We start from the raw sequence: 23514 nt of genomic DNA on the forward strand, positions 1-23514 counted from the left end.
CCCCACGATGAACGGCAAGGGACTGTGCAGGAAATGACTCAGCCACGGCTACTCGGCGGTCGATACGAACTCGACGGCGTCGTCGGGCGTGGCGGCATGGCCGAGGTCTATCGCGCCCGGGACATCCGGCTCGACCGTATCGTCGCGATCAAGACCCTCCGCTCCGACCTGGCCCGTGACCACACGTTCCAGGCCCGGTTCCGGCGCGAGGCACAGTCGGCGGCGTCACTGAACCACCCGTCGATCATCGCGGTGTACGACACCGGCGAGGACATGATGGACGGCACCCCGGTGCCCTACATCGTGATGGAGTACGTCGACGGGCGGACCATCCGCGACCTGCTGCGCCAGGACCGCCGGCTCATGCCCGAGCGCGCGGCCGAGCTCATCGACGGCATCCTGCGGGCCCTCGACTACAGCCACCGCGGCGGGATCGTCCACCGCGACATCAAGCCGGCCAACGTCATGCTGACCCGCAACGGCGAGGTCAAGGTGATGGACTTCGGCATCGCCCGCGCGATGGCCGACTCGGCCGCCACCATGACGCAGACCGCCCAGGTCATCGGCACCGCCCAGTACCTCTCGCCCGAGCAGGCGCGCGGTGAGCGCGTCGACGCCCGCAGCGACATCTACTCGACCGGCTGCGTGCTCTACGAGCTGCTGACCGGCCAGCCCCCGTTCACCGGCGACTCCCCCGTGGCGATCGCCTACCAGCACGTCCGCGAAGACCCGATCCCGCCGTCGCGGATCGACCCGGAGATCCCCAAGTGGTGTGACGCCATCGTCCTCAAGGCGATGGCCAAAGACCCGGTGCAGCGCTACCAGAGCGCGGCCGAGATGCGGGCCGACCTCCAGCGCGCCGTGCAGGGCATGCCGATGGACCCGCAGACGATGGCCCTGGCCAACAACTACGGCCAGTACGCCGGCGCCGACCGCACCCGCACCATGACCAGCGCCCAGGGCGCCGTCCCGGCGCAGGGCACCCGCCACATCCCCGCCTACGAGTACGGCGAGGAGGAGCGCACCAGCCGCAGCGACCGCCACCGGCAGAAGAGCAGCGCCGGGGCCACCGCCGCGAAGACGGCCGCGTGGATCCTCGTCCCGCTGCTGATCATCGGCGCGTTCATCTGGGTCGGCCTCACCTTCCTGGCGCCCACCGACTCGGGCGACAAGGTCGAGACCATCCCGGTCCCGCTCGTGGAAGACCAGCCGAGGGCAGAGGCCGAGGCGGCGCTGTCGAAGGCCGGCTTCAAGGTCACGGTCGAAGAGGAGTTCAACGAGGACTACCGCAAGGGCCGGGCGATCCGCACCGACCCGGCGGCCGGCAAGGACATCCAGAAGGGCACCGACGTCAAGCTCTTCGTCTCCAAGGGCGTGGAGACCATCGCGGTCCCCAACGTCGTGGGCAAGACCCGCGAGGAGGCCACCGCCGAACTGCAGGCCGCAGGGCTGAAGTTCGTGGTCGAGTTCAAGGGCTCGGGCAAGCAGGGCACGGTCACCGCGTCCGACCCGGGCGCGGGTGAAGAGGTCAACAAGGGGAGCCGGGTCAAGCTGACCCTGCCGATCGAACTGATCGAGGTCCCGACCGTCACCACGCTCACGGTCGACGACGCCCGTCAGACGCTCGAAGAAGCGGGCTTCAACGTCAACGTCTCGGAGCAGCCGAGCGACGTGGTCCCGCGGGGCATCGTGATCGACCAGACCCCCGCCGGCGGGTCGAAGCAGCAGCCGAAGCGGACGATCACGCTCGTGGTCTCCAGCGGCCCGTCGACCGAGCAGCCGCAGTTCCCGCCGAGCGAGGACCCGGGCGGCGAGTTCCCGAGCGACGAGCCCACCGACGGCACCGAAGACCCGAACAACCCCGGCGGCGATCCCGGTGACGGCGTCGACGTCGACACGGGCGGCAACGGCGGGACCGGCGAGTTCGGCCAGTAAACGCAGGAAGGGTTTCCGCCACTCGGGGGCAATGGCGGAAACCCTCACTGTGACTTCGGTTACAGCCCCCGCCGTGTTACAGGTTTCTGAGCCAATTTCCGAGCAATTGTGAGCCATGCTCGGACAGGACCGACTCTGGGTGGAATTGCACCCCTTCCAAGGGCGCTGACCTGTGCCGTAGCCCCATGACCACCCCGTCGGGGGTGGTCGCGGTGACGGTCAGCTCCTCGGGCACGCTCTCGGGCGTGACCGCCAGGGAGTGGTAGCGCGTCATGGTCACCGGGCTGGGCAGCCCCTCGAAGACGCCGTGGCCGTCGTGGGCGATCGGGCTGGTGCGCCCGTGCAGCAGCTCGGGGGCTCGCTTCACCTCGCCGCCATAGGCGACGGCCAGGGCCTGATGCCCCAGGCAGACGCCCAGATAGGGCACCCGCCGGGCGGCACACCAGTGGACCAGCGGCACGCTGACCCCGGCGTCTTCGGGAGCCCCGGGCCCTGGGGAGACCAGCACCCCGTCGAATCCGCCGGCGTCGGCGACACCCACCTCGTCTCGGGGCCGTACGTCGCAGTCGGCGCCCAGAACGCGCAGGTATTGGACGATGGTGTGCACGAAACTGTCATGGTTGTCGACGACCAGGATGTGCACGTCCACACCTTATGGCCTACCCCACGGTCACCTCGTCGAGGGCGATGCGCGGCTCCAGCCAGGGGAAGAGGCCGTACCAGAGGAAGAGGCCGGCCAGGACGAGCAGCAGGAGCGTGCCGACCAGCTTGGCGGCGAGGTTGCCGGGCAGGTGGCGCCAGACGAAGGCGTACACGATCTCTCCTGTCTGTTGGGCAGATTCCAGGCGCGAGCCACAGCCGGCCTTCGGCCGTCTGCGGCTCGCTTAGATGACGTCGCGTTCCTCGGTCTTGGTCAGGGAGCCGAAGACGATGAGGCGCTGGCGGGCCGAGTATTCGGGGTGGCAGGTCGAGAGGGTGATCACGGCCTTGTCCGCCTTCTTGCCCGGGTGGCCGGGGACCGGTTCGATCACGTCCACCTCAGTGGGTTCGACGATCTTCGTGCCGGTGACCTCGTAGGTGTAACGGGCCTCACGGGCGTCGACCACGATGGGGTCGCCCTTCTTGAGCTCGTCGATCCGGTTGAAGGGGGCGGCGTAGGTGGTGCGGTGGCCCGAGACGACGAAGTTGCCGATCTCGCCCGGCTGGGCCGAGCCCGGATAGTGGCCGGGGCCCTGGCGCAGGTGCTCGTCCTCGACGCCCTCGACGATGGCGTACTTGTAACTTGCACCGAGGCGGGGGATCCGGATGAGCGCCACGGCGCCGCCGAGTTCGACCTTTCCCAGGGGCTTGTCGGCCTGCTCGGCCACGAGTTGCCGCTGGAGGATGCGCTGGTGGCGTTCGGTGTAGGCGCTGGTGCCCCACAGCAGGTAGGCGCAGAAGAGCAGCAACACGACACCCAGGGTGATGCTGAGCTCACCGATGGTCCGCAGGATCGCCCTCACCGCGCCACCGTAGAAGCGGGGGTGCCCGAGATCCCCGATGTTGACCTATTGTTTGCGAGCGCCCGATGGAAAGGGGAATCGCCCTTCGGGGACGTCGGCGTCTATTCTTAGCGACTACGCTTACTGACAGACCCGCATCGAGCGCGGGTGACCATCAGGAGACTCCCGTGCCCAACTCGAAGGTTCGCAAGAAGGCCGTCTACACCCCGCCGCAGAAGACGACGACGGTCAAGGTGAGCCCCCGCTGGCTGGCGCCGGTTATGGTGGCGTCCTGGATCCTCGGCATCGGCTGGATCGCGGCCTATTACATCGTCGGCCGCACGGGCCCCGTGTTCGAGCCCCTCGGCAACTGGAACCTGGCGATCGGGTTCGCCCTGATCATCTTCGGTGTGGTTCTCTCCACCAAGTGGCGTTAACCTCGCTCACCACGACGGGCTGACGCTTTCCACAGGTTTTTCCACAGCCTGGGGAAGCCTCAGCCCGTGTTCGTCTACTGGGTGCCCATCTGCCGCTGGATCTCGGAGATCAGCGCGTAGGGATCGGCGAAGTAGACCGTCAAAACCAGCACGAGCAGCACCGCGGCCACCCCGGCCCACTGGATGACCGCCCGGTTCTTCTCGGGCGCGTAGGCGAAGATGGCCGCCACCATGGCGCCCACGACCAGACCGCCCAGATGGCCCTGCCAGCTGATGCCCGGGATCACGAAGGTCACGAAGACGTTGATGCCGATCAGCCAGACCACCCCGCGGGCGTCGTAGCCGAGGCGGCGGGCCATCACGAACAGGGCGCCGAACAGGCCGTAGATGGCGCCCGAGGCGCCGACCGCCGAGTAGGCGCTGAACAGGTAGACGGCGACCGACCCGCCCAGCGCGGCGGTCAGGTAGAGCGCCGCGAACCGCAGGTGGCCCAGGCGGCGTTCGAGCTCCGGCCCGATGGCCCACAGCGCCCACATGTTGAACAGGATGTGGGTGATCGCGAAGGCCGACGTGGGCTGGGAATGCAGGAAGGCGCCGGAGATCAGCCGCCAGTATTCGCCGTGGTAGATGTAGAACGGCGAGGTGGCGTACTGGTTGACGAACTCGTTGCCCAGCGCCAGCTCGGCCAGGTAGGCCAGCACGTTGACGCCCAGCAGCGCCCAAGTGACCCGGGGCACCGTGACGTGGCCGCCGCCGAACTGGGCCCGAGCCTGCCGGACGCCCTTGTTGCCCTCACGGACGCACTCGACGCACTGGAAGCCGACCGCGGCGTTCTGCATGCAGTCGGGGCAGATGGGCTTCTCACACCGCTGGCAGCGGACGTAGGTCTCGCGCTCGGGGTGCCGGTAGCAGGTGGGCACCGCCGCCGAGCCCGGTTCCATCGAGGGAGGCTGGGTGGTCAATGGGGTCCTTCCGGAGGGGCCTCATCACAGCCTGCCACACGGAAACGGCGAAGGCGCCCACCGTGGGGCGCCTTCGCCGCGGGCGATCAGACCCGGTCGATGGTGACCGACTCCAGGACCACATCCTTGATCGGCCGGTCGCGGCCGTCGGTCTCGGTGACGGCGATCGCGTCGACCACCTCGGTGCCCTCGATGACCTCACCGAAGATCGTGTGACCCTGGTTGAGGTGCGGGGTCTTGGCGACCGTGATGAAGAACTGCGAGCCGTTGGTGCCCTTGCCGAACCGCTTGCCCGCGTTGGCCATGGCCAGCAGGTAGGGGCGGTTGAACTGGTTCTCGGTGTGGATCTCGTCGTCGAAGTCGTAGCCGGGGCCGCCGATGCCCTGGCCCAGCGGGTCGCCGCCCTGGAGCATGAACCCGGCGATCACGCGGTGGAAGACGGTGCCGTCGTAGAGCTTGGCGTTGGTCTTCTGGCCGGTCTCGGGGTGGGTCCACTCCCGGGTGCCTTCGGCCAGCTCGACGAAGTTGCGGACGGTCTTCGGCGCCTGGTTCGGCCAAAGCTTGATTTTGATCGTGCCCCGGTTGGTGTTCAGGGTCGCGATGAGGTTCTCAGCCATGCGTGGCCGCCCCCTTTGTGTCACAGACTCGATGTTTTCCAAGGGCAAGGGTAGCGATCGTCCGGAGCGCCCCTGGTGATGATTGAGGGGCATTCGACCGGGAAGGTGACGACTCGGGGCCCCAATTCGACAGGGGAGGTTGTCGTGTCCCGGACAATGAAGAAGAAGGCGCGCGCCGCGCTCGACTATCCAGACACATGGGCGAGCCGGGCGAAACACTCGGCCTACCGCACGGCCAACAAGGTCGGCCCGATGGCCGGTATGGCCCGTGACAGCGCGATCGGCATGGCCGGCAACGCGCGCGACTACGCGGGTTCCGCCCGTGACGTCGCGTCCAGCCGGCTCGAAGACGCCCGCTACTGGGCCGCCCCGCGGCTTGACCACGCGGCGGTGTCGTTCGAAGAGCAGATCGCGCCGAGGGTGGCCGCGATGATGGCCGAGATGGCGCGGCGCATCGACCCGGCGCCGCCGATCGTCAGGCGGCGTACCCGGATGCCGATGATGGTGCTGCTGGGCGGGCTCGCCATGGGCGCGATCGGTTTCGCGCTCTACAAGCGGAACGCGCGCCAGTGGGCGGACACCATGTCCGACACCAAGGAGGCGGTCCGCGGCAAGGTGGAGCACGTGCGGCACCGCGCCCAGCAGGCGGGCGAGACGATGGAGCAGAAGGCCGACGAGATGCAGAACCGCATGTCCTGAGGCCCAGGTCGGAGGAGCCGGTGCCCATGATCGGGTGCCGGCTTCTTTGTGTATGGGGGCACCTTTGGGGCAGTCTTGGCTCTCGTGACGGACAAATCCGTTTCTTCGGGGCCCCCGCCCGTCGAGGCGCCCATCGCACACGCTCCCATCGGCGCCGTGGCCGAACCGGCGCCTCCGCCCGAACCCGAGTCGACCGGCGAGCACAAGCTGCCGTTCGGCCGCCCCGGCAAGCCCATGGGCAACAGCCCGTTCATGTTCGGCCTGGTGGCCGCGCTGGGCGTGCTGACCGCCTGGTGGCTGGTGCAGATGGTGGCCGCCGCCGGGTCGGTCCTGGTGCTGATCGTGGTCTCGCTGTTCCTGGCGGTCGGGCTCAATCCGGCCGTCGAGTGGCTGCACGGCCGGGGCATGGCCCGCATCTGGGCGATCACCATCGTGTTCGTCGGGGTGATCGCGTTCTTCGCGATCTTCGCCCTCTCGATCGTGCCCGCCCTCACCGAGCAGACGACCGGATTCGTCCAGGACGTGCCGACGCTCGTACAGCAGCTTCAGAACCATCCCCTGATCCGGTCGCTCGACCAGGAGTATCAGGTGCTGGACAAGCTGACGCAGTACGTCACCAGCGGCGACCTGGCCAGCCAGCTCTTCGGCGGCATCCTGGGCGTGGCCGGCGTGGTGATCAGCGCCGTGTTCAGCTTCCTGACGGTGCTGGTGCTGACGCTCTACTTCCTCGGGTCGCTGAACTCGATCAAGGAGTCGGGCTACCGGCTGGTGCCGCGGTCGCGGCGCGAGCGGGTGACCAAGCTGGTCGACGAGGTGATCAGGCAGATCGGCGGCTACGTCGGCGGCAACCTGATCATCTCCCTGATCGCCGGCGTGGTGACGTTCATCTTCCTGAGCATCGCCGGGGTCCCCTACGCCCTGCCGCTGGCGATCTTCGTGGCGATCACCGACCTGATCCCCATGGTCGGCGCGGTCATCGGGGCCGTGGTGGCCTCGCTGGTGGGACTGCTGACCTCGCTGCCGGTCGGCATCGCGTGCGTGGTCTTCTTCGTGATCTACCAGCAGATCGAGAACTACGTGATCTCGCCGAGGGTGTTCAAGTCGTCGGTCGACGTGCCCCCGATCGCGACGATCATCGGCGCCCTGCTGGGCGGCGCGCTGCTCGGCGTGGTGGGCGCCCTGCTGGGCATCCCGCTGGCCGCCGCGGTGCTGCTGATCCTGCGGGAGGTGGTCCTGCCCCGGCAGGAGAAGCTCTAGTGGTGGGCGTGCGCGTGGGCGTACTCCTCGCGGCGGAACAGCATCACGGCGAGCATGAGCGGGAACATGATCACGTGGGTCACCATCATCAGGCCGTGTTCGTCGAGCGCGCCGGCCCAGAACAGCGGGAACGCCACGAGCGCGGGCGCGTACATGGCGGCGCACATCTCCAGGGTGCGCGGCCATGAGTGCCCGCGCAGCAGCATGACGGCGGCCATCCCGATCGACATGTTGGTCGCCATGACGAGGTAGCCGAGCTCGGGGCCGAGGTCCCAGCGGCCCGTGATCAGGCCGAGCAGGAGCATCCCGGCGAACATCGCGACGACCATCTCGAGGTAGTGCAGGGCGAATCGCTTCCAGTTCATGGGGTCGAGGATGATCCGGGAGAAGGAGCCGTACCTACGCCCGAAGACCAATGTGTCCGGAAATCTGGGCTCTTAGTCTGCTGTCATGCGGAGAGTCGTGGTCGTCGGGTATCCCGCCGCCGAATTGCTGGACATCGCCTGCGTCACCAGCACGCTGATCATGTCCAACCTGTTCGGCGCCGCGCCTCCCTACGACGTCTCGTTCGCCACCCTCGGCGGACGTCCCGTCGTCTGCGCCAGCGGCCTCACCCTGGCCGCGCAGACCGTGCTCGAACACGAGACCGGCCCGCTCGACACGCTGATCATCGCCGGCGGGATCGGCTGCGACGACGCCGCCGGCAACCCCCTGCTGATCGCCCACGTCAGGCGGCTCGCCGCGGTCACCCGAAGGGTCGCCTCGGTCTGCACGGGCGCGTCGGTCCTGGCCGAGACCGGCCTGCTCGACGGCCGCCGGGCCACCACCCACTGGTGGCACGCCCCCCGCCTGGCCGCCCGCCACCCGCAGATCACGGTCGACTCCGACCCGATCTTCATCCGCGACGGCGCGGTCGCCACCTCGGCCGGGGTCACCGCCGCGCTCGACCTCACGCTGGCCTTCATCGAGGAGGACCACGGCGCCGAGGTGGCCCGGACGACCTCCCGGCACCTGGTGACTTACCTGCAGCGCCCCGGCAACCAGGCCCAGATGAGCATGTTCGTCAAACCCCCCGCCCCCGACGGGCCGCTGAGCACCCTGACCGCCTTCATCGGCGCCAACCTGTGCGATGACCTGTCGACGCCCGCCCTCGCCCGCCGGGCCGGCACGAGCGAGCGCCACCTGACCCGGCTGTTCGTCAAGCACCTGGGCTCCTCGCCGGCCCGGTACGTGCGCGAGGCCCGGCTGGAGGCGGCGGCGCGGCTGCTGGAGACGACCGACCTGACGATGGCGGTGATCGCCCAGCGGACGGGCTTCGGCCGCGCGGAGTCGCTGCGGCAGGCCTTCACCAGCCGCTACGGCATCGCCCCCTCGGCCTTCAGGAAGAGCCGCTAGAAGAGCGTCAGCGGTTCCGTCTCGGGGGGTTCGGGCAGTGGCTCCAGTTCGGGCAGGCGGGCCCGGACGGCCTCATGGAAGCGGCGGTTGAGGGTGAGCGCGTCGACGTTGTCGGGGGTGTGCACGAACATCGTCGGCGAGCGGCCCTCCTTCAGCCACTCGACGGTCTTCTCCACCCAGAAGGCCCAGCCCTCGACGGTCCGGTCGGGGTCGTCGCGGCCGATGTAGCGGATCAGCGGATGGGCGGTCAGCGCGCGGTCTCTTCTGGGCATCCGCGGTTTGCGCGTCCAGGCCTCGCGTTCGGTGTCGGAGGTCGGGGGACGCTCGAACAGCACCGTGGTGTCGAAGGGGACCCATTCGGCGTCTCGGGCGGCCAGCACCTTCTCGAGGGCCGAGGCGGCCTTCTCGTCGTCGAAGAAGGCCCGGTGGCGGACCTCGACGGCGTAGCGGTGGCCCGCGGGCAGGGTGCGCAGGAAGGCTGCCAGGGTGCCGAGATCGAGCGGGCCGAAGCCGCCGGGGAGCTGGATCCACAGGGCGTGGTTGCGGGGGCCGAGGGGCTCCATCGTGTGCAGGAACGCCCTCAGCTCGTCGGCCGCGCCCGTCAGGTGGCGTTCGTGGGTGATGGTCTTGGGGAGCTTGATCAGGAAGCGGAAGTCAGGATCGGTCTGGCGGGCCCACGACTCGACGGTCTCGCGCGACGGGACGGCGTAGAAGGTCGTGTTGCCCTCGACGGCGGTGCAGTAGGTCGCGTAGTCGGCCAGGCCCTGTGACGGCCACGATTTCTGGTTCCACATCGCACATCCCACGGCAAGGCGCATGAGGTCACCCAATCACCTGACCCGAGGTGACGAAAACGGGCACGGCCAGGAACAGGCGGCCCTCCGCCGCCCTCCGGCGCTGGTCGTCGCACCAGGCGGCGATCTCCTCGCCCTCCTGGTCCTTGGCCAGGTTCAGCACGACGGGCAGGCCCTCGGGGCCGGTGATCACCGTACTGAGGATCTCGGTGGCGACGTCGGTGAATCCGGCCTCCCGCAGCAGGTGGTGGGCCTTGCGGGCGGCCCTCGGGTCGGCGATCTGGTCGGCGCGGGCGTGGACGACGCGGCGGGTGACCTCGGGCAGGCCGGAGTCGACGGCGAACAGGTCCCAGTCGTGCCCGGCCAGGACCAGCCGGCCGCCGGGGCGGAGCACGCGGCGGGCCTCGGCCAGCGCCCTCGGGGCGTCGAGGGTGTGAATCACCCGTTCGGCGCGGTAGCCGTCGAGGCTCGCGTCGGGGAAGGGGAGGGCGTGCGCGTCGGCGACCTGGAAGCGGGCGGCGGGGTAGCGGGCGCGGGCGACGGCGATCGTGGCCGGGTCGTGGTCGACGCCGATCGCGCGGGCGCCCAGTTCATGGACGGCCCGGCCGCCGCCGCAGCCGACGTCGACGATCCTCTCGGCGCCGTCCAGCAGCTCGTGGGTGCGCTCGCGTACGCGTACGGCGTCGGGGTGTCTCTCTATCTCGTCCAGGAGGGCGATGACCTCGGTGTTCGACATGCCACACATCCTGCGACTTAATGTCGACATGAAGTCAAGCGTGGCGATCGGGACGCTGGCCGGGGAGTTCGGTCTGGCTACCCACGTGCTGCGGCACTGGGAGTCCGAGGGGCTGCTGCGGCCGGCGCGCGACTCCGGCGGGCGGCGGCGGTACGGTGACGACGACCGGTTCCGGGTGGCGGTCATCATCAGGGCCCGGCAGGCGGGGCTGTCGCTCCCGGACATCCGGGCGCTCTTCGCGGCGCCGCCCGACCGCAAGGCGATCATCAGGCGGCACCAGGACGACCTGAAGCGGCGGATCGCCGAGATCCAGGCGACAGTCGACTTCCTGGAGGGCGGGCTGCGCTGCACGCACGACGATTTCACCACCTGCCCGGCCTTCCGGAAGAACCTCTTCCCGAATGTTTCATGACCCGTCCCAGGTGGGCTGATCTCCTCACAGCGGAACGTTGCCGCCTGAAATATTTCGGGTCATTCTCCGATATATTTCGAACGTTCGGAGGAGAGCATGAAACGACTCCTGGTCGCGCTCTTGATCCTCGCCGCGGGGCTGCTCCCCCTGCGGCCGGCTCAGGCGGCCTCGCTCGTCGAGGTGACGGGTTTCGGCACCAACCCCACCAACCTGCGCATGCACCTGTACGTCCCCGACAACGTCGCCCAGCGCCCGGCGATCCTGGTGGCCGTGCACTACTGCACCGGCACGGGTCCCGCCTTCTACTCGGGGACGGAGTTCGCCTCCCTCGCCGACCGCCACGGCTTCATCGTGATCTACCCGTCGGCGACCCGCAGCGGCCAGTGTTTCGACGTCTACAGCTCCGGCGCGCTCACCCACAACGGCAACAGCGACCCGGTGGGCATCATCTCGATGGTCAACTACGTGAAGTCGCGCTACAACGCCGACCCCAACCGGGTCTTCGCCACCGGCGCCTCGTCGGGCGGCATGATGACCAACGTCCTGCTCGGCGACTACCCCGACGTGTTCCGGGCCGGGGCGGCGTTCATGGGAGTGCCGTTCGCCTGTTTCGCCACCACGGGCGGGTCGACGTGGAACAGCCAGTGCGCCAACGGGCAGCTGATCAGGACCGCCCAGCAGTGGGGTGACCTGGTGCGCGGCGCCTATCCGGGCTACAGCGGGCCAAGGCCGAGGATGCAGATCTGGCACGGCACCGAGGACGCCACGCTGCGCTACCCGAACTTCCAGGAGCAGATCAAGCAGTGGACGAACGTCCACGGCCTGTCGCAGACGCCGACCTCCACCGACACCCCGCGCTCCGGCTGGACGCGGACCCGCTACGGCACCCAGGTCGAGGCGATCAGCCTCCAGGGCGTGGGCCACAACCTGCCGCTGTCGGGCCAGGCCGCGATGGCGATCAGCTTCTTCGGCCTCGACGGCACCCAGCCGTCGCCGTCGCCCTCCCCGTCCCCCTCTCCCTCTCCGTCGCCCTCTCCCTCTCCCTCGCCTTCGCCCTCTCCGACTCCTTCGCCGACTCCCACGCCCACCCCGACCGGCAGCGGTCCCTGCCGGGTGGCGTACACCGTCAATCCCTGGAACACCGGGCTGACCGCCGGTGTGACGATCACCAACACCGGGACCAGCCCGATCGGCTCGTGGAACCTGGCGTTCACGCTGCCCTCCGGCCAGACCGTGACCTCGGCGTGGAACGCCACCGTCTCGCCGACCAGCGGGAACGTCACGGCGCAGAACCTGTCGTACAACGCGACCATCCCCGTGAACGGGAGCCAGTCGTTCGGGTTCAACGCCAACCACGGCGGCAACACCGCGCGGCCCAGCGCGTTCACGCTGAACGGCAGCGCCTGCACCGTCGTGTGACCGGGAAACGGCCCGGCTCCGGCGGGGCCGTTTTACGGGACGTTACGGTGTCACTATGAGTGAACCCCCGCGTACCCACTGGCTCCGGCGCTGGCCGGGGCTGGTGCTCGCACTGCTCGCCGTGCTGGCGACCGCAATCGACAACCGGGTGATCTCGCAGAACGCGCGGCCGGGACTGGCGGAGTTCCAGCGTCCGCCGTTCGAGCTGCCCATCTGGCTGCACGGACCGGCGTTCGCCTTCCTCTCACTCACTCTCGCCCTGATCGCCGGGCTGCTCTGGTACGAGGAGGCCCGGCCCTTCGCCCTGTGGTGGTGGGTTGCCCAGCTGGTCGCCTACTTCCTGTGGGCGCCGCTCTCGCTCGGGCTGCGCCTCCACTACCTGGCGGCGATCGACGCGGCGATCTTCCTCGTGCTGCAGGTCGTCGGCTTCTTCGTCTTCTGGCGCGACAGCAAGATGGCGGCCCTGCTGCTGCTTCCGTTCATGGTCTGGACGGTTTACCTCACCGCGCTGAGCTACGAGTTCGGCAGGCTCAATACGTAGGGAGGACCTCGGTGTTCTGGCAGGCGGTCAGCAGCCAGCGGCCGTCCTCCCTGGCCATCACCCACAGCGGTGAGCCCGGGTTGCCGTCGGACGGGGTGTAGCGCTGGATCACCTTCACCGCCGCGACGTCAGGGCGGATGAACAGGACGTGCTCGATCTCGAAGGTCACCGACAGGTCCTTCATCGCGCCCGGCAGCACCTTCCGGGTGAAGGCGGCGATCTCGTCGCGCCCGAACAGGCGGCGGCCGTGGCCGGTGGTCCAGATCGCGTCGTGCCGGAAGAGGGCGAGGAACTCGTCTACGAGTTCGTTCTGCTGCGCGTGCTCGACGGTGGCGACGACGGCTCTGATCTCCTCGATGTCCATGGCCGCAAGCGTGCTTCATCAAGTGAGCTTGACGTCAAGGAGGACTGAGGTCTCTTCCGCTGGAGTCCTCGGGTATCTAGATTTCGTCCCATGATTCGTGTCTTCCTGCTCGACGACCACGAGGTCGTGCGGCGTGGAGTGGCGGCGCTGCTGGAGTCGGAGGACGACATCGAGGTCGTCGGCGAGGCCGGCACCGCCGCCGCGGCCTCCGCGCGCATTCCCGCCCTGCGGCCCGACGTGGCGATCCTCGACGTACGCCTGCCCGACGGCGACGGCGTCAAGGTCTGCCGTGAGGTCCGCAGCCAGGTGCCGGGCCTGGCCTGCCTGATGCTCACCTCCTACGCCGACGACGACGCCCTCTTCGAGGCCGTCATGGCGGGGGCGGCCGGCTACGTGCTGAAGCAGATCCACGGCTCCGACCTGGTGGGGGCGGTCCGCACGGTCGCCGCCGGGCAGTCGCTGCTCGACCCGCAGACCACCGCCTCGATGCTCCACCGGCTGCGCGACCAGGCCAATCGCAGCGACCCCCTGGGGGCGCTGTCGGAGCAGGAGCGCACGATCCTGGAGCTGATCGGCGAGGGGCTGACGAACCGGCAGATCGGAGAGCGCATGTATCTGGCGGAGAAGACCGTCAAGAACTACGTCTCGAACCTGCTGGCCAAGCTGAACATGCAGCGCCGGACCCAGGCGGCGGCGCTCGCCGCCCGGATGAGAGCAGATCGGCGCGATTGACGGGACTTAAGTCCCTAATCCGCTATATGCCATTACCGGCAGACTCACATCATGAGAATCGACTCGGCCGGACTCTCTGTGCTGTCGCGGGAGGAGTGCCTGCGCCTGTTGGCCATCACGCCTATCGGGCGGCTGGTCTTCACCTATCGGGCGCTGCCCGCCGTCCAGCCGGTCAACTACGTCCTCGACGGGGAGACCGTCGTCATCCGGACCGCCATCGGGTCCCGCCTGGCCGCCGCCACCCGTGACGCCGTGGTGGCGTTCGAGATCGACGACGTCGACAAGGACACCGGGTCGGGCTGGTCGGTGACCGTGCTCGGGCACGCACGCGGGGTGACCGCGCCCGAGGAGATCACCCGGCTGTCGGCGCTGCCGCTGATGCCCTGGGCTCCGTCGGCGTTCGACCACTTCGTGACGCTGTCGACCGAGGAGGTCTCGGGCCGCCGTATCGACTGAGCGAGACGCGGACGACCGAAGGCTCTGCCTCAATGAACAGGCACGCTCCAGCGGAGCCGGGTGTTCCAGGCGGCCGCCGCGCCGATCGTGAACGACCCGCCCAGCAGGACCGCCCGTTCTTCCAGGTTGCGCAGGCCGCTGCGGCGGCCCGTGGCGGTGATGCCGACGCCATCGTCCTGGACGATCAGGGTCAGCACGCCGTCGGTCACCTCGGCCACCACTTCGGCGCGGGACGCCTTGGCGTGGCGTACGAGATTCGAGAGGGCTTCGCGCAGGACGGCGAGGAGCTGCTCGGCGACCGCGTCGCCGACGGCGTTGTCGAGCCAGCCGTCCATTCGCAGGCCGGGCATGAAGCCCAGGTGGCCGCGGGCGCCCTCGACCAGTTCGACGATGTGGGAGCGGAGGCTCTGCTCGCCCATCACGGCCGGCGACTGCAGGGCGAAGATGGTCGAGCGGATCTGCCGGATCGTCTCGTCGAGTTCGTCGATCGTGTGCCTGACCCGGGTCGCCGCCTCGGGGTGCTCGACGAGCCGGACCGTGCTCATCAGCGTCATGGCCGTGGCGAACAGCCGCTGGATGACGACGTCGTGCAGGTCTTTGGCGATGCGGTGGCGGTCTTCCAGCAGGCCCAGGCGCTCGGCGTCCTCGCGGGCCTCGGCCAGCTCCAGCGCGATCGAGGCCTGGTCGGCGAAGGCGCTCAGCATGCGCAGCAGCGACGGCGTGAACGGCAACCGGCCCGGACGCTTGCCGAGCAAGAGCACCGCGCGCACCGAACCGACGCGGCCCAGCGGTATCGACGCCTGGTCGACGAGGTCGGCGAGGTCGCCCTCGACGATCTCGGTGCCGTTGCCGAAGCGCAGCACCGCGACGTCGGCGTCGGCCATCTCGCGGGCCCGGCCGACCACATGGGTGAGCACCTCGTGGGGCCCGGCGCCCGACAGCAGGCTCGTGGTCACCTCGGACGACGCCTGCAGCCACATCTCGCGGCGGCGGGTCTCCTCGAACAGGCGGGCGTTCTCGATCGCGACGCCGGCGGCCGTGGCCAGCGCGGTGACGACCGCCTGATCTTCCTCGTCGAACTCGGCGCCGCCGCGCTTCTCGGTCAGGTAGAGGTTGCCGAAGACCTCGTCGCGCACCCGCAGCGGCACGCCGAGGAAGCTGCCCATCGGCGGGTGGCCGGGCGGGAAGCCGTAGGAGTCGGGGTGGTCGGAGATGCGTGCCAGCCGCAGCGGCTTCGGCTCCTTGATGAGCAGGCCGAGCAGCCCGAGGCCGTGGGGCCAGTGCTCGATGCGGGCGATCTCCTCCTCGCTCAGCCCGACCGGGATGAACTCCAGGAGGGTGGACTCCTCGCCCACCACGCCGAGCGCGCCGTAGGTCGCGTCGACCAGCCGGGCGGCGGTCTCCACGATCCGGCCGAGCACGGTCTCGAGCTGGAGGTCGCTGCCGATGAGCACGACGGCCTCAAGCAGCGCGTGGACGCGGTCGCGGGTGGCCAGCACCGCTTCGAGCCGGGTCTGCAGCTCCGCGAGCAGCTCATCCAGGCGCATGCTGGGCACGAGTGGGTGAGCCATGCCGACATTCTGCTCCTAACCGGCGGGACTTTGGTCCTTTGGCGGCGTGGTTTCCATTCCTGGTGAGGTGGCGGTGCTGGCACGGTCGGAGGCGGTGCTGGCGGCGCTCGTCGAGGTGCTGCCGGTGTGTTCCTACGTGCGGGCCGACGACGCGGAGATGCCGGCCCACTGGGGCGACGACCCGCTGACGACCGTCATCGTCGTCGACTCGCTGGGGGAACCCCGCGAGTTCGCGCGGATGGCGGCGCGGGTCAGCCGGCGCAAGCCGATCGTGGTCTTCACCCCGGCCGGGATCACCGAGGGCCTGACGGCACTCGCCCGCGCGGCATCACGCTGGGCGCGTCGTGGCCGGGGGTGGAGATGACCGTGCGGGGCGTCAACGACCCCGTGACCGGGCCGCTCGTGGTGGTCGGCTACGGCGGGGTGGTCGCCGAGCTGACCGGCGACCGGGCCTGCCGGGTGCCGCCGCTCGGGCCGGAGACCGCCGCCGAGATGATCGCCGACCTGCGCTGCTCACCCCTGCTGTACGGCTACCGCGACCACCCCCGGGCCGACACGACCGCGCTCGGCGAACTGCTGATCCAGGTCGGGCGCCTGGTCGCGACCCTCCCGGAGGTGACGTCGGTGGATCTGTCACCGGTGACCGTGTCGTCCAAAGGGGTGACGGTCACCGGTGCGCGGATGAGCGTGCGTTAGAAGTCGGCGTCGAAGCTGACCGTGCCGGTGACGCCGACCTGGTAGGCCGAGACCTTCCGCTCGAAGAAGTTCGAGAGCTCCTGCACGTCCTGGAGCTCCATGAAGGCGAAGGGGTTCTTCGAGCCGTACAGGGGCGGGATGCCGAGCTGGGCCAGCCGGCGGTCGGCGACGTGTTCCAGGTAGAGGCGCATGTCGCTGATCGACATGCCGGGCACGCCCTGGTTGAGCAGGTCTTCGGCGAACTGGGCCTCGCAGTCGACCGCCTCGGCGAGCATCTGCCTGATCTGGGCGATCAGGTCGTCGTCGAACAGGTCGGGCTCCTCCGCGCGGGCGACCTCGACGACGTCGAACGCGAAGGCCATGTGCATCGACTCGTCGCGGAACACCCAGTTCGTGCCCGAGGCCAGGCCGTTCAGCAGGCCTCGGGAGCGCAGGAAGTAGACGTACGCGAAGGCGCCGTAGAAGAACAGGCCCTCGATGCAGGCGGCGAAGCAGATGAGGTTGAGCAGGAAGGCCCGGCGGTCGGCCTTGGTCTCCAGGCTCTTGAGGTCGCCGAGGGAGTCGATCCAGCGGAAGCAGAAGTCGGCCTTCCGGCTGATCGACGGGATGTTCTCGACGGCCGCGAAGGCCTCGAAGCGCTCCTGCTCGTCGGGCACGTAGGTGTCGAGGAGGTTCAGGTAGAACTGCACGTGCACGGCCTCCTCGAAGAGCTGCCGCGACAGGTAGAGGCGCGCCTCGGGGGCGTTGACGTGCTGGTAGAGGTTGAGCACCAGGTTGTTGGCGACGATCGTGTCACCCGTGGCGAAGAAGGCCACCAGCCGCGACACCAGGTGGCGTTCGGCGGGCGACAGCTTCCCCAGGTCGGCGAGGTCGGAGTGGAGGTCGACCTCCTCGACGGTCCAGGTGTTCTTGATGGCGTCGCGGTAGCGCTCGAAGAACGCCGGGTAGCGCATCGGGCGCAGGGTCAGGCTCATGCCGGGGTCGAGCAGCATCACTGGCACGCCTCACAGGACTCGGGGTTCTCCAGGGAGCAGGCGATGGCGGCGTCCACCGACATGACGGGGACCGTCGCCTGCTGGATGCGCGTCGCGGGGCGCGAGCGCAGGTAGTACGTGGTCTTGAGGCCCGACTTCCAGGCGTACAGGTACATCGACGACAGCTTGTCGATGGTCGGGCTGGCCATGAACAGGTTGAGCGACTGGCTCTGGTCGATGTACGGCGCCCGCGCCGCCCCCATGTCGATGAGGGCCCGCTGGGGCAGCTCCCAGGCGGTGCGGAACAGGCTTCTGACCTCATCGGGCAGTTCGGCGATCCCCTGGACCGAGCCCTCGGCCTGGCGGATGGCGGTCCGGACGGGCTCCGTCCAGAGGCCGCGGGACTTGAGCTCGGCGACCAGGGCGTTGTTGATCTGGAGGAACTCTCCGCTCAGCGTCTCGCGCTTGAAGAGGTTCGACACCTGCGGCTCGACGCACTCGTAGCAGCCCGCGATCGACGCGATGGTCGCGGTGGGGGCGATGGCGATCAGCAGGGAGTTGCGCAGGCCGTGCTCGGCGATCTTCGCGCGGAGCTCGGTCCACTCGGGGCTGAGGCCGTGCAGGTCGGGCTGCAGCCGGCCGCGGGCCGCCCAGGTCTCCGCGTACGCCGGGTGCGGGCCGTGCTCCGCCGCGAGGTCGGCCGAGGTGTCGAGGGCGGCCAGGTAGATCTCCTCGGAGATCTTCGTGGACAGCTCCCGGGCCTCGGGCGAGTCGAACGGCAGCCGCAGGGCGAAGAAGACGTCCTGGAGGCCCATCAGCCCGAGGCCGACCGGACGCCAGCGGGGGTTGCTCGCCGCGGCCTGCTCGGTCGGGTAGTAGTTGATGTCGATCACGCGGTCGAGGAAGACCACGGCCGTCTTCACCGTCTGGCGGAGCTTGTCCCAGTCGATGCCGCCGTCGGCGAGGTGGGCGGCCAGGTTGATCGAGCCCAGGTTGCAGACCGCGGTCTCCGTGTCGTTCGACACCTCGATGATCTCGGTGCACAGGTTCGACAGGTGGACCACGTTGCCCGGCTCGGCGGCCTGGTTGCAGGTGCGGTTCGAGGTGTCCTTGAAGGTCATCCAGCCGTTGCCGGTCTGGGCCAGGGTGCGCATCATCTTGGCGTAGAGGTCGCGGGCGCGGATCTGGCGTACCTGACGGCCTTGGTTCTCGGCCTCGCGGTAGACCTCGTCGAAGGCCTCGCCCCACAGGTCGGGCAGCTCGGGCAGCTCGTTCGGGTCGAACAGCGACCACATCTGGTCGGCCTCGACGCGGCGCATGAACTCGTCAGGGATCCAGTTGGCCAGGTTGAGGTTGTGGGTCCTTCTCGCGTCCTCGCCCGTGTTGTCGCGGAGCTCCAGGAACTCCTCGACGTCGGGGTGCCAGGGCTCCAGGTAGACGCAGGCGGCGCCCTTGCGGCGGCCGCCCTGGTTGACGGCGGCCACGGAGGCGTCGAGGGTGCGCAGGAACGGGACGATCCCGTTGGAGTGGCCGTTGGTGCCCTTGATCAAGGCGCCCCGGGAGCGGACCCGCGACCACGAGATGCCGATGCCGCCGGCGAACTTCGACAGGTGGGCGACCTGGGCGTACCGCTCGTAGATCGAGCCGAGTTCGTCGCGGGGGGAGTCGACCAGGTAGCACGACGACATCTGGGTGTGCCCGGTGCCGGAGTTGAACAGCGTCGGCGAGCTGGGCAGGTAGGCCAGCGACGACATCAGGCGGTAGAGCTCGACCGCCTCCTCGGGCTTCCGGGCCAGGCCGCAGGCCACCCGGAGCAGCCAGAACTGCGGGGTCTCGACGGGGAGCCTGGTCTGGGGGTGGCGGAGCAGGTAGCGGTCGTACACGGTGCGCAGGCCGAAGTACTCGAACCGCCGGTCGTTCCCCGTGTCGATCGTGGCGTCGAGCAGGTCGGCGTGGTCGGCCACGAAGGCGGCCGTGGCGTCGCCGATCAGGCCGAGGGCGTGGCCCTCCTTGATCGACCGGCTGAAGGTGTCGGCGTCGACCTCCTTCTGGATGTACGCCGCCAGCAGCCGCGCGGCCAGCCGGGAGTACTGCGGCTCCTCGCCGATCATCTCGGCGGCGGTCTGGATCGACAGGCGGTCGAGTTCGGCGGTGGTGGCGCCGTCGTACAGGCCGCTGATCGTCCGGGTGGCGACCCGCAGCGGCTCGACGTCGGCGAGCCCGCCGGCACAGCTCTCGACCGCGGCGACGATCCTGGTGACGTCGACCGGTTCGAGCGAACCGTCGCGCTTCTTGATGCGCATCCTCGTCCTCTCCTCGCGAACTCACCGAGGCGCGCGGGCACGAGGGCACCGGGCGGGGCCGTCCCACGCGGCCTCGGACCAAAACGCGATTGGCAGGTCTTCGGACTCGCGGGCGTGCTTCTTCTCGAAGCGCCTACCGGCCGTCGCTTCCCAGGCTCCTTTCGGCAGCCCAGTGCTCGATTGACGGCTTTCGTTCCCACTCACCGCTGCGGGGCAGTCCCGGATTCCCACCGGGTTCCCTCTTACGGCGCCCCGGCTGGCGGGCGGGGCGAACCAACGCGTGGGACACCATATCTAGGATCCAGATCGGCTGTCACATCAACATGTGGTGTCCGGCACCCCCGGACGAATCCCCCTGGCGGAGTGTGCGCAGGATGGGGTGATGGAGCGGAAAACCTGCACCGTGCGACTGGTGGGCGGGCCCACGGCGCTGCTGGAGATCGGCGGCCTCCGGCTGCTCACCGACCCGGCCTTCGACGCGCCCGGACCGATCGCCAGCGGCACCCGGACGCTCATCAAGACCACCGGCCCGGCCGTCTCCCGGGAGGAACTGGGCGATCTGGACATCATCCTGCTCTCCCATGATCAGCACGCCGACAACCTCGACCGCGCCGGCCGGGCCCTGCTCGACGAGGTGCCCGAGGTGCTGACCACGCCGGAGGCGGCCGAACGGCTCGGCGAGGACATCACCGGCCTGCATCCCTGGGACCACCTGACCTTCGAACGGCCCGACGGCGGCTCCCTCCGCATCACCTGGGTGCCCGGCCGCCACGGACCGCCGGGCACGGAAGATCTCACCGGCCCGGTGACGGGCTTCGTGCTGACCGCCTTCGATCTACCGGCGATCTACGTGAGCGGCGACAACGCCTCCCTTGAGGCGACCCGCGAGATCACCGAACGGCTCGGCCCGATGGACGCCGGGGTGTTCTTCGCCGGCGCGGCCCGGACCCCGCTGCTCGACGGCTTCCTCACCTTCACGGCCGAGGAGGTGGTGGAGGCGACCCTCATCACCGGCGCGGAGGTGGTGATCCCCGTCCACATGGAGGGCTGGCAGCATTTCACCGAGGGCCCGGCCGACCTGCTGGACGCCTTCGAGAAGTACGAGCTCGCCGACCGGTTGCACCTCCTGGAACCCGGCCAATCGACCTCCTTCTGAGTGAAACGTCACGGAAAGAAACGGCGAACTCCTCGGTAGTAGCAGAATGTGCCATTTCCAAGTGATATGCCCTGGCACCATGCTCTGTGGAGACCATCTCCCCCAAGGAGCAGAACACCTGTGGCTAATCCCAGAGCACGCCGCCTGATCGCCGCGGCAGGTCTGTCGTTAGCGGTCGTGGCCAGCCTGACGACCGTTCAGGCCCCTGCGAACGCGCTGTCGTCCGACGTCGTCATCTCCGGCGTGTACGGCGGTGGCGGCAACTCCGGCGCGACCATCAAGAACGACTACATCGAGCTGGCCAACCTGACCGGCAGCCCGATCAACGTGTCCGGTTGGAGCGTTCAATACGCCTCAGCCGCAGGTGCCGTCTTCCAGATGACGAACCTGACTGGAACGATCCCGGCCAACGGGAAGTACCTGGTCCAGCAGGCGGCCGGCGCCGGCGGCACGCTGAGCCTGCCGACCCCCGACGCCACCGGCTCGATCCCGATGTCGGGCACCTCCGGCGTCGTCGCGCTGGTCACCGCGCAGATCCCGCTGGTCGGCTGCGGCATCTCCTGCTCGACCGCCCCGAACGTGAAGGACCTCGTCGGCTACGGCGCCACCGCCAACGTCGAGACCCTCGCGGCCCCCGGCCTGTCGAACACCACGGCCGCCGCCCGTTCGGGCTCGATGATCGACACCGACAACAACTCGGTCGACTTCACCTCCGGCGTGCCGAAGGCCACCAACACCGCGGGCACCACGGTCACCGCGACCGACACGGGCGGCCCGACCGACCCGACGCCCGGCTCGGTCCGCATCCACGACATCCAGGGCAGCGGCCGGATCTCCCCGATCGTCGGCCAGAACGTCACCAACGTGCCCGGCATCGTCACCGCCGTCCGCACCACCGGCAGCTCGCGCGGCTACTGGATGCAGGACACCTCGGTCGACGCCGACCCGCTGACCTCCGAGGGCCTCTTCGTCTTCATGGGCACGACGTCTCCGACGGTCGTCCCCGGCGACTCGGTCCTGGCCTCCGGCCGCGTCACCGAGTATCGCCCCGCCACGGGTTCGCAGGCGCTGACCGAGCTCGGCGGCACCGTCAGCACCATCAAGCTGTCGGGCGGCAACGCGCTGCCCGCGCCGGTGACGGTGGACCTGCCGCCGGTCTACACCAAGTCGGGCTCGCTGGAGGCCCAGCCGCTGGAGCCGTCGTCGTACGTGCTCGACTGGCTGGAGGTCCACGAGGGCATGCGCGCCACCGTCGCCGAGACCACCAAGCTGGTCAGCCCGGTCGACACCGAGTTCGGCGAGCTGTGGGTCACCTTCGACCCGACGCACAACCCGACTCCGCGCGGCGGCCACATCTACCTCGACTACGCCGACAACAACGCCGGCCGGTTCTTCATCCAGTCGCTCGTCGGCGCCCCCGCCGCGAACGTCGGCTCGACGCTGGCCGCCGGCACCACCGGCGTCATCGACTACCAGAGCTTCGGCGGCTACGTCCTCCAGGCCACCCAGCTCGGCGCCATCACCGAGGGCGGCCTCAAGCGCCAGAAGGTGACCCCGCCGAAGAAGGCCGGCGACCTGTCGATCGCGACGTACAACGTCGAGAACCTGACCGTCGCCGACTCGGCCGCGAAGTACCAGCGCCTCGCCGAGGCCGTGGTCGTCAACCTCGGCACGCCGGACATCCTGGCCCTGGAGGAGATCCAGGACAACAACGGCACCGCCACCGGCACCGTGGCGGCCGACCAGACCGTGGCCAAGTTCATCGCGGCCATCGTCGCGGCCGGCGGCCCGACCTACGACTGGCGCTCGATCGACCCCAACGAGGGCACCGACGGCGGCGCCCCCGGCGGCAACATCCGCCAGGTCTTCCTGTTCAACCCGGCCCGCACCACCTTCGTCGACCGTCCGGGCGGCGACGCCGACACGGCCGTGACGGTGCTGCGCGAGCGCCCGACGAGCAACCAGGTCTACCTGTCGGCCTCCCCCGGCCGCATCAACCCGACCTCGTCCGCCTGGGCCTCCAGCCGCAAGCCGCTGGTCGGTGAGTTCCTGTACGACGGCAACAAGCAGCTGTTCGTCGTCGCCAACCACTTCAACAGCAAGGGCGGCGACCACCCCCACTCGGCGGCCGTCCAGCCCCCGAACCGGACCACCGAGGTCCAGCGCATCGCGCAGGCGACCGAGGTGCGGAACTTCATCGCCGACCTCAACGCCAAGAGCGGCGGCCAGGCCCGCGCGGTCGTCCTCGGCGACATCAACGACTACCAGTTCTCGCCGGCGGTCGGCGCCCTCACCGACAACGGCGCGCTGCTGAAGGCGCTGATCAACGACCTGCCCGCCGGTGAGCGGTACTCGTACATCTTCGACGGGAACTCGCAGGCGCTCGACCACATCCTGGTGACCCCGAACATCAAGGGTTACGCGTACGGCGTTGTCCACATCAACGCCGAGTTCTCCGACCAGGCCTCCGACCACGACCCGCAGATCCTGCGGATCCTGACGGGGTGCAACACGGAGCCGCTCCCCGAGCGGTGCCGTCCGGGCAGCCCGGTCGTGGACGTCGAGTAACGCCCTGAT

26 protein-coding genes and 1 riboswitch are annotated in these 23514 nt (G+C 69.3%); of the genes, 14 read left to right on the forward strand and 12 right to left on the reverse strand.

Features of this window, described 5'->3' with window-relative positions; all coding sequences use genetic code 11:
* Window positions 1-33: 33 nt before the first annotated feature.
* The gene (gene pknB, locus FDA94_RS30040; protein WP_137250429.1) at window positions 34-1935 is read left to right on the forward strand and encodes a Stk1 family PASTA domain-containing Ser/Thr kinase; all 1902 of its coding nucleotides are present in this window, start codon (window positions 34-36) and stop codon (window positions 1933-1935) included.
* Window positions 1936-2011: 76 nt separating this feature from the next.
* Here pknB and FDA94_RS30045 read toward each other — a convergent pair whose 3' ends face one another.
* The 3 genes from FDA94_RS30045 to FDA94_RS30050 form a co-directional block, all read right to left on the reverse strand.
* Complete coding sequence (locus tag FDA94_RS30045; protein WP_425460181.1) at window positions 2012-2578, reverse strand: anthranilate synthase component II; 567 nt, start codon at window positions 2576-2578, stop codon at window positions 2012-2014.
* A 16-nt stretch (window positions 2579-2594) separates the two neighbouring features.
* The gene (locus tag FDA94_RS39550) at window positions 2595-2750 is read right to left on the reverse strand and encodes a hypothetical protein (RefSeq protein ID WP_170991190.1); all 156 of its coding nucleotides are present in this window, start codon (window positions 2748-2750) and stop codon (window positions 2595-2597) included.
* Window positions 2751-2819: 69 nt separating this feature from the next.
* Window positions 2820-3437, reverse strand: a complete 618-nt coding sequence (locus tag FDA94_RS30050; RefSeq protein ID WP_137250431.1) for a class E sortase — start codon at window positions 3435-3437, stop codon at window positions 2820-2822.
* 167 nt (window positions 3438-3604) lie between these two features.
* On the opposite strand from FDA94_RS30050, the gene FDA94_RS30055 reads away from it, so the two are divergent.
* Window positions 3605-3853, forward strand: a complete 249-nt coding sequence (locus FDA94_RS30055) for a cell division protein CrgA (protein ID WP_030455197.1) — start codon at window positions 3605-3607, stop codon at window positions 3851-3853.
* A 74-nt stretch (window positions 3854-3927) separates the two neighbouring features.
* On the opposite strand, the gene FDA94_RS30060 is transcribed toward FDA94_RS30055, so the two are convergent.
* Together FDA94_RS30060 and FDA94_RS30065 are read right to left on the reverse strand one after the other, a co-directional pair.
* Complete coding sequence (locus tag FDA94_RS30060; RefSeq protein ID WP_137250432.1) at window positions 3928-4794, reverse strand: rhomboid family intramembrane serine protease; 867 nt, start codon at window positions 4792-4794, stop codon at window positions 3928-3930.
* A 107-nt stretch (window positions 4795-4901) separates the two neighbouring features.
* The gene (locus tag FDA94_RS30065; protein ID WP_137250433.1) at window positions 4902-5432 is read right to left on the reverse strand and encodes a peptidylprolyl isomerase; all 531 of its coding nucleotides are present in this window, start codon (window positions 5430-5432) and stop codon (window positions 4902-4904) included.
* 144 nt (window positions 5433-5576) lie between these two features.
* Between FDA94_RS30065 and FDA94_RS30070 the strand changes: the two genes are divergently transcribed.
* Entirely contained in the window at window positions 5577-6131 is a 555-nt protein-coding gene (locus FDA94_RS30070) for a hypothetical protein (protein WP_137250434.1), read from the forward strand.
* A gap of 156 nt (window positions 6132-6287) precedes the next feature.
* Window positions 6288-7388, forward strand: a complete 1101-nt coding sequence (locus tag FDA94_RS30075) for an AI-2E family transporter (RefSeq protein WP_246060225.1) — start codon at window positions 6288-6290, stop codon at window positions 7386-7388.
* On the opposite strand, the gene FDA94_RS30080 is transcribed toward FDA94_RS30075, so the two are convergent.
* Window positions 7385-7753: a hypothetical protein gene (locus tag FDA94_RS30080; RefSeq protein ID WP_137250436.1), complete on the reverse strand. Its 369-nt coding sequence runs from the start codon at window positions 7751-7753 to the stop codon at window positions 7385-7387. The genes FDA94_RS30075 and FDA94_RS30080 overlap by 4 nt on opposite strands.
* Window positions 7754-7838: 85 nt before the next feature.
* Here FDA94_RS30080 and FDA94_RS30085 point away from each other — a divergent pair, with 85 nt between their 5' ends.
* Window positions 7839-8783, forward strand: coding sequence for a GlxA family transcriptional regulator (locus FDA94_RS30085; protein WP_137250437.1), 945 nt, complete (start codon window positions 7839-7841; stop codon window positions 8781-8783).
* Here FDA94_RS30085 and FDA94_RS30090 read toward each other — a convergent pair.
* Complete coding sequence (locus tag FDA94_RS30090) at window positions 8780-9577, reverse strand: DUF72 domain-containing protein (RefSeq protein ID WP_246060226.1); 798 nt, start codon at window positions 9575-9577, stop codon at window positions 8780-8782. The two genes, FDA94_RS30085 and FDA94_RS30090, sit on opposite strands and share 4 nt — an antisense overlap.
* Before the next feature lie 28 nt (window positions 9578-9605).
* Entirely contained in the window at window positions 9606-10313 is a 708-nt protein-coding gene (locus FDA94_RS30095) for a methyltransferase domain-containing protein (RefSeq protein WP_137250439.1), read from the reverse strand.
* A 28-nt stretch (window positions 10314-10341) separates the two neighbouring features.
* On the opposite strand from FDA94_RS30095, the gene FDA94_RS30100 reads away from it, so the two are divergent.
* The 3 genes from FDA94_RS30100 (at window position 10342) to FDA94_RS30110 (ending at window position 12685) form a co-directional block, all read left to right on the forward strand.
* Window positions 10342-10725: a helix-turn-helix domain-containing protein gene (locus FDA94_RS30100; RefSeq protein WP_137250440.1), complete on the forward strand. Its 384-nt coding sequence runs from the start codon at window positions 10342-10344 to the stop codon at window positions 10723-10725.
* A gap of 96 nt (window positions 10726-10821) precedes the next feature.
* The gene (locus tag FDA94_RS30105) at window positions 10822-12144 is read left to right on the forward strand and encodes an extracellular catalytic domain type 1 short-chain-length polyhydroxyalkanoate depolymerase (protein WP_137250441.1); all 1323 of its coding nucleotides are present in this window, start codon (window positions 10822-10824) and stop codon (window positions 12142-12144) included.
* Between the two features lie 55 nt (window positions 12145-12199).
* The gene (locus tag FDA94_RS30110; RefSeq protein ID WP_137250442.1) at window positions 12200-12685 is read left to right on the forward strand and encodes a TspO/MBR family protein; all 486 of its coding nucleotides are present in this window, start codon (window positions 12200-12202) and stop codon (window positions 12683-12685) included.
* Here FDA94_RS30110 and FDA94_RS30115 read toward each other — a convergent pair.
* Window positions 12675-13049, reverse strand: coding sequence for an SgcJ/EcaC family oxidoreductase (locus tag FDA94_RS30115; protein ID WP_137250443.1), 375 nt, complete (start codon window positions 13047-13049; stop codon window positions 12675-12677). The two genes, FDA94_RS30110 and FDA94_RS30115, sit on opposite strands and share 11 nt — an antisense overlap.
* 90 nt (window positions 13050-13139) lie before the next feature.
* On the opposite strand from FDA94_RS30115, the gene FDA94_RS30120 reads away from it, so the two are divergent.
* Both FDA94_RS30120 and FDA94_RS30125 read left to right on the forward strand, forming a co-directional pair.
* On the forward strand, window positions 13140-13781 hold the full coding sequence (locus FDA94_RS30120; RefSeq protein ID WP_137250444.1) for a response regulator: 642 nt from the start codon (window positions 13140-13142) through the stop codon (window positions 13779-13781).
* A 51-nt stretch (window positions 13782-13832) separates the two neighbouring features.
* The gene (locus FDA94_RS30125; RefSeq protein ID WP_137250445.1) at window positions 13833-14237 is read left to right on the forward strand and encodes a pyridoxamine 5'-phosphate oxidase family protein; all 405 of its coding nucleotides are present in this window, start codon (window positions 13833-13835) and stop codon (window positions 14235-14237) included.
* A 29-nt stretch (window positions 14238-14266) separates the two neighbouring features.
* On the opposite strand, the gene FDA94_RS30130 is transcribed toward FDA94_RS30125, so the two are convergent.
* Window positions 14267-15808 carry a sensor histidine kinase gene (locus FDA94_RS30130; protein ID WP_137250446.1) on the reverse strand — a complete coding sequence of 514 codons (1542 nt, stop codon included), beginning with the start codon at window positions 15806-15808 and terminating at the stop codon, window positions 14267-14269.
* Window positions 15809-15854: 46 nt separating this feature from the next.
* Here FDA94_RS30130 and FDA94_RS30135 point away from each other — a divergent pair, with 46 nt between their 5' ends.
* Together FDA94_RS30135 and FDA94_RS30140 are read left to right on the forward strand one after the other, a co-directional pair.
* Complete coding sequence (locus FDA94_RS30135; RefSeq protein WP_137250447.1) at window positions 15855-16172, forward strand: hypothetical protein; 318 nt, start codon at window positions 15855-15857, stop codon at window positions 16170-16172.
* Window positions 16169-16504, forward strand: a complete 336-nt coding sequence (locus FDA94_RS30140; RefSeq protein ID WP_137250448.1) for an acetate--CoA ligase family protein — start codon at window positions 16169-16171, stop codon at window positions 16502-16504. Before FDA94_RS30135 ends, FDA94_RS30140 begins: the two co-directional genes overlap by 4 nt.
* Here FDA94_RS30140 and FDA94_RS30145 read toward each other — a convergent pair.
* Complete coding sequence (locus FDA94_RS30145) at window positions 16501-17496, reverse strand: ribonucleotide-diphosphate reductase subunit beta (protein ID WP_137250463.1); 996 nt, start codon at window positions 17494-17496, stop codon at window positions 16501-16503. The genes FDA94_RS30140 and FDA94_RS30145 overlap by 4 nt on opposite strands.
* Window positions 17496-19781: a ribonucleoside-diphosphate reductase subunit alpha gene (locus FDA94_RS30150; RefSeq protein ID WP_137250449.1), complete on the reverse strand. Its 2286-nt coding sequence runs from the start codon at window positions 19779-19781 to the stop codon at window positions 17496-17498. Before FDA94_RS30150 ends, FDA94_RS30145 begins: the two co-directional genes overlap by 1 nt.
* Window positions 19782-19854: 73 nt before the next feature.
* A riboswitch (cobalamin riboswitch) is annotated at window positions 19855-20074 on the reverse strand.
* An 89-nt stretch (window positions 20075-20163) separates the two neighbouring features.
* Here FDA94_RS30150 and FDA94_RS30155 point away from each other — a divergent pair.
* Together FDA94_RS30155 and FDA94_RS30160 are read left to right on the forward strand one after the other, a co-directional pair.
* A complete protein-coding gene (locus FDA94_RS30155) occupies window positions 20164-20937 on the forward strand; it encodes an MBL fold metallo-hydrolase (RefSeq protein WP_137250450.1) in 774 nt (257 codons plus the stop codon).
* Between the two features lie 120 nt (window positions 20938-21057).
* The gene (locus FDA94_RS30160) at window positions 21058-23505 is read left to right on the forward strand and encodes a lamin tail domain-containing protein (protein WP_137250451.1); all 2448 of its coding nucleotides are present in this window, start codon (window positions 21058-21060) and stop codon (window positions 23503-23505) included.
* Window positions 23506-23514: the final 9 nt, after the last annotated feature.

This window comes from Herbidospora galbida (assembly GCF_005233835.1).
GTDB classification, from domain to species: Bacteria; Actinomycetota; Actinomycetes; order Streptosporangiales; family Streptosporangiaceae; genus Herbidospora; species Herbidospora galbida.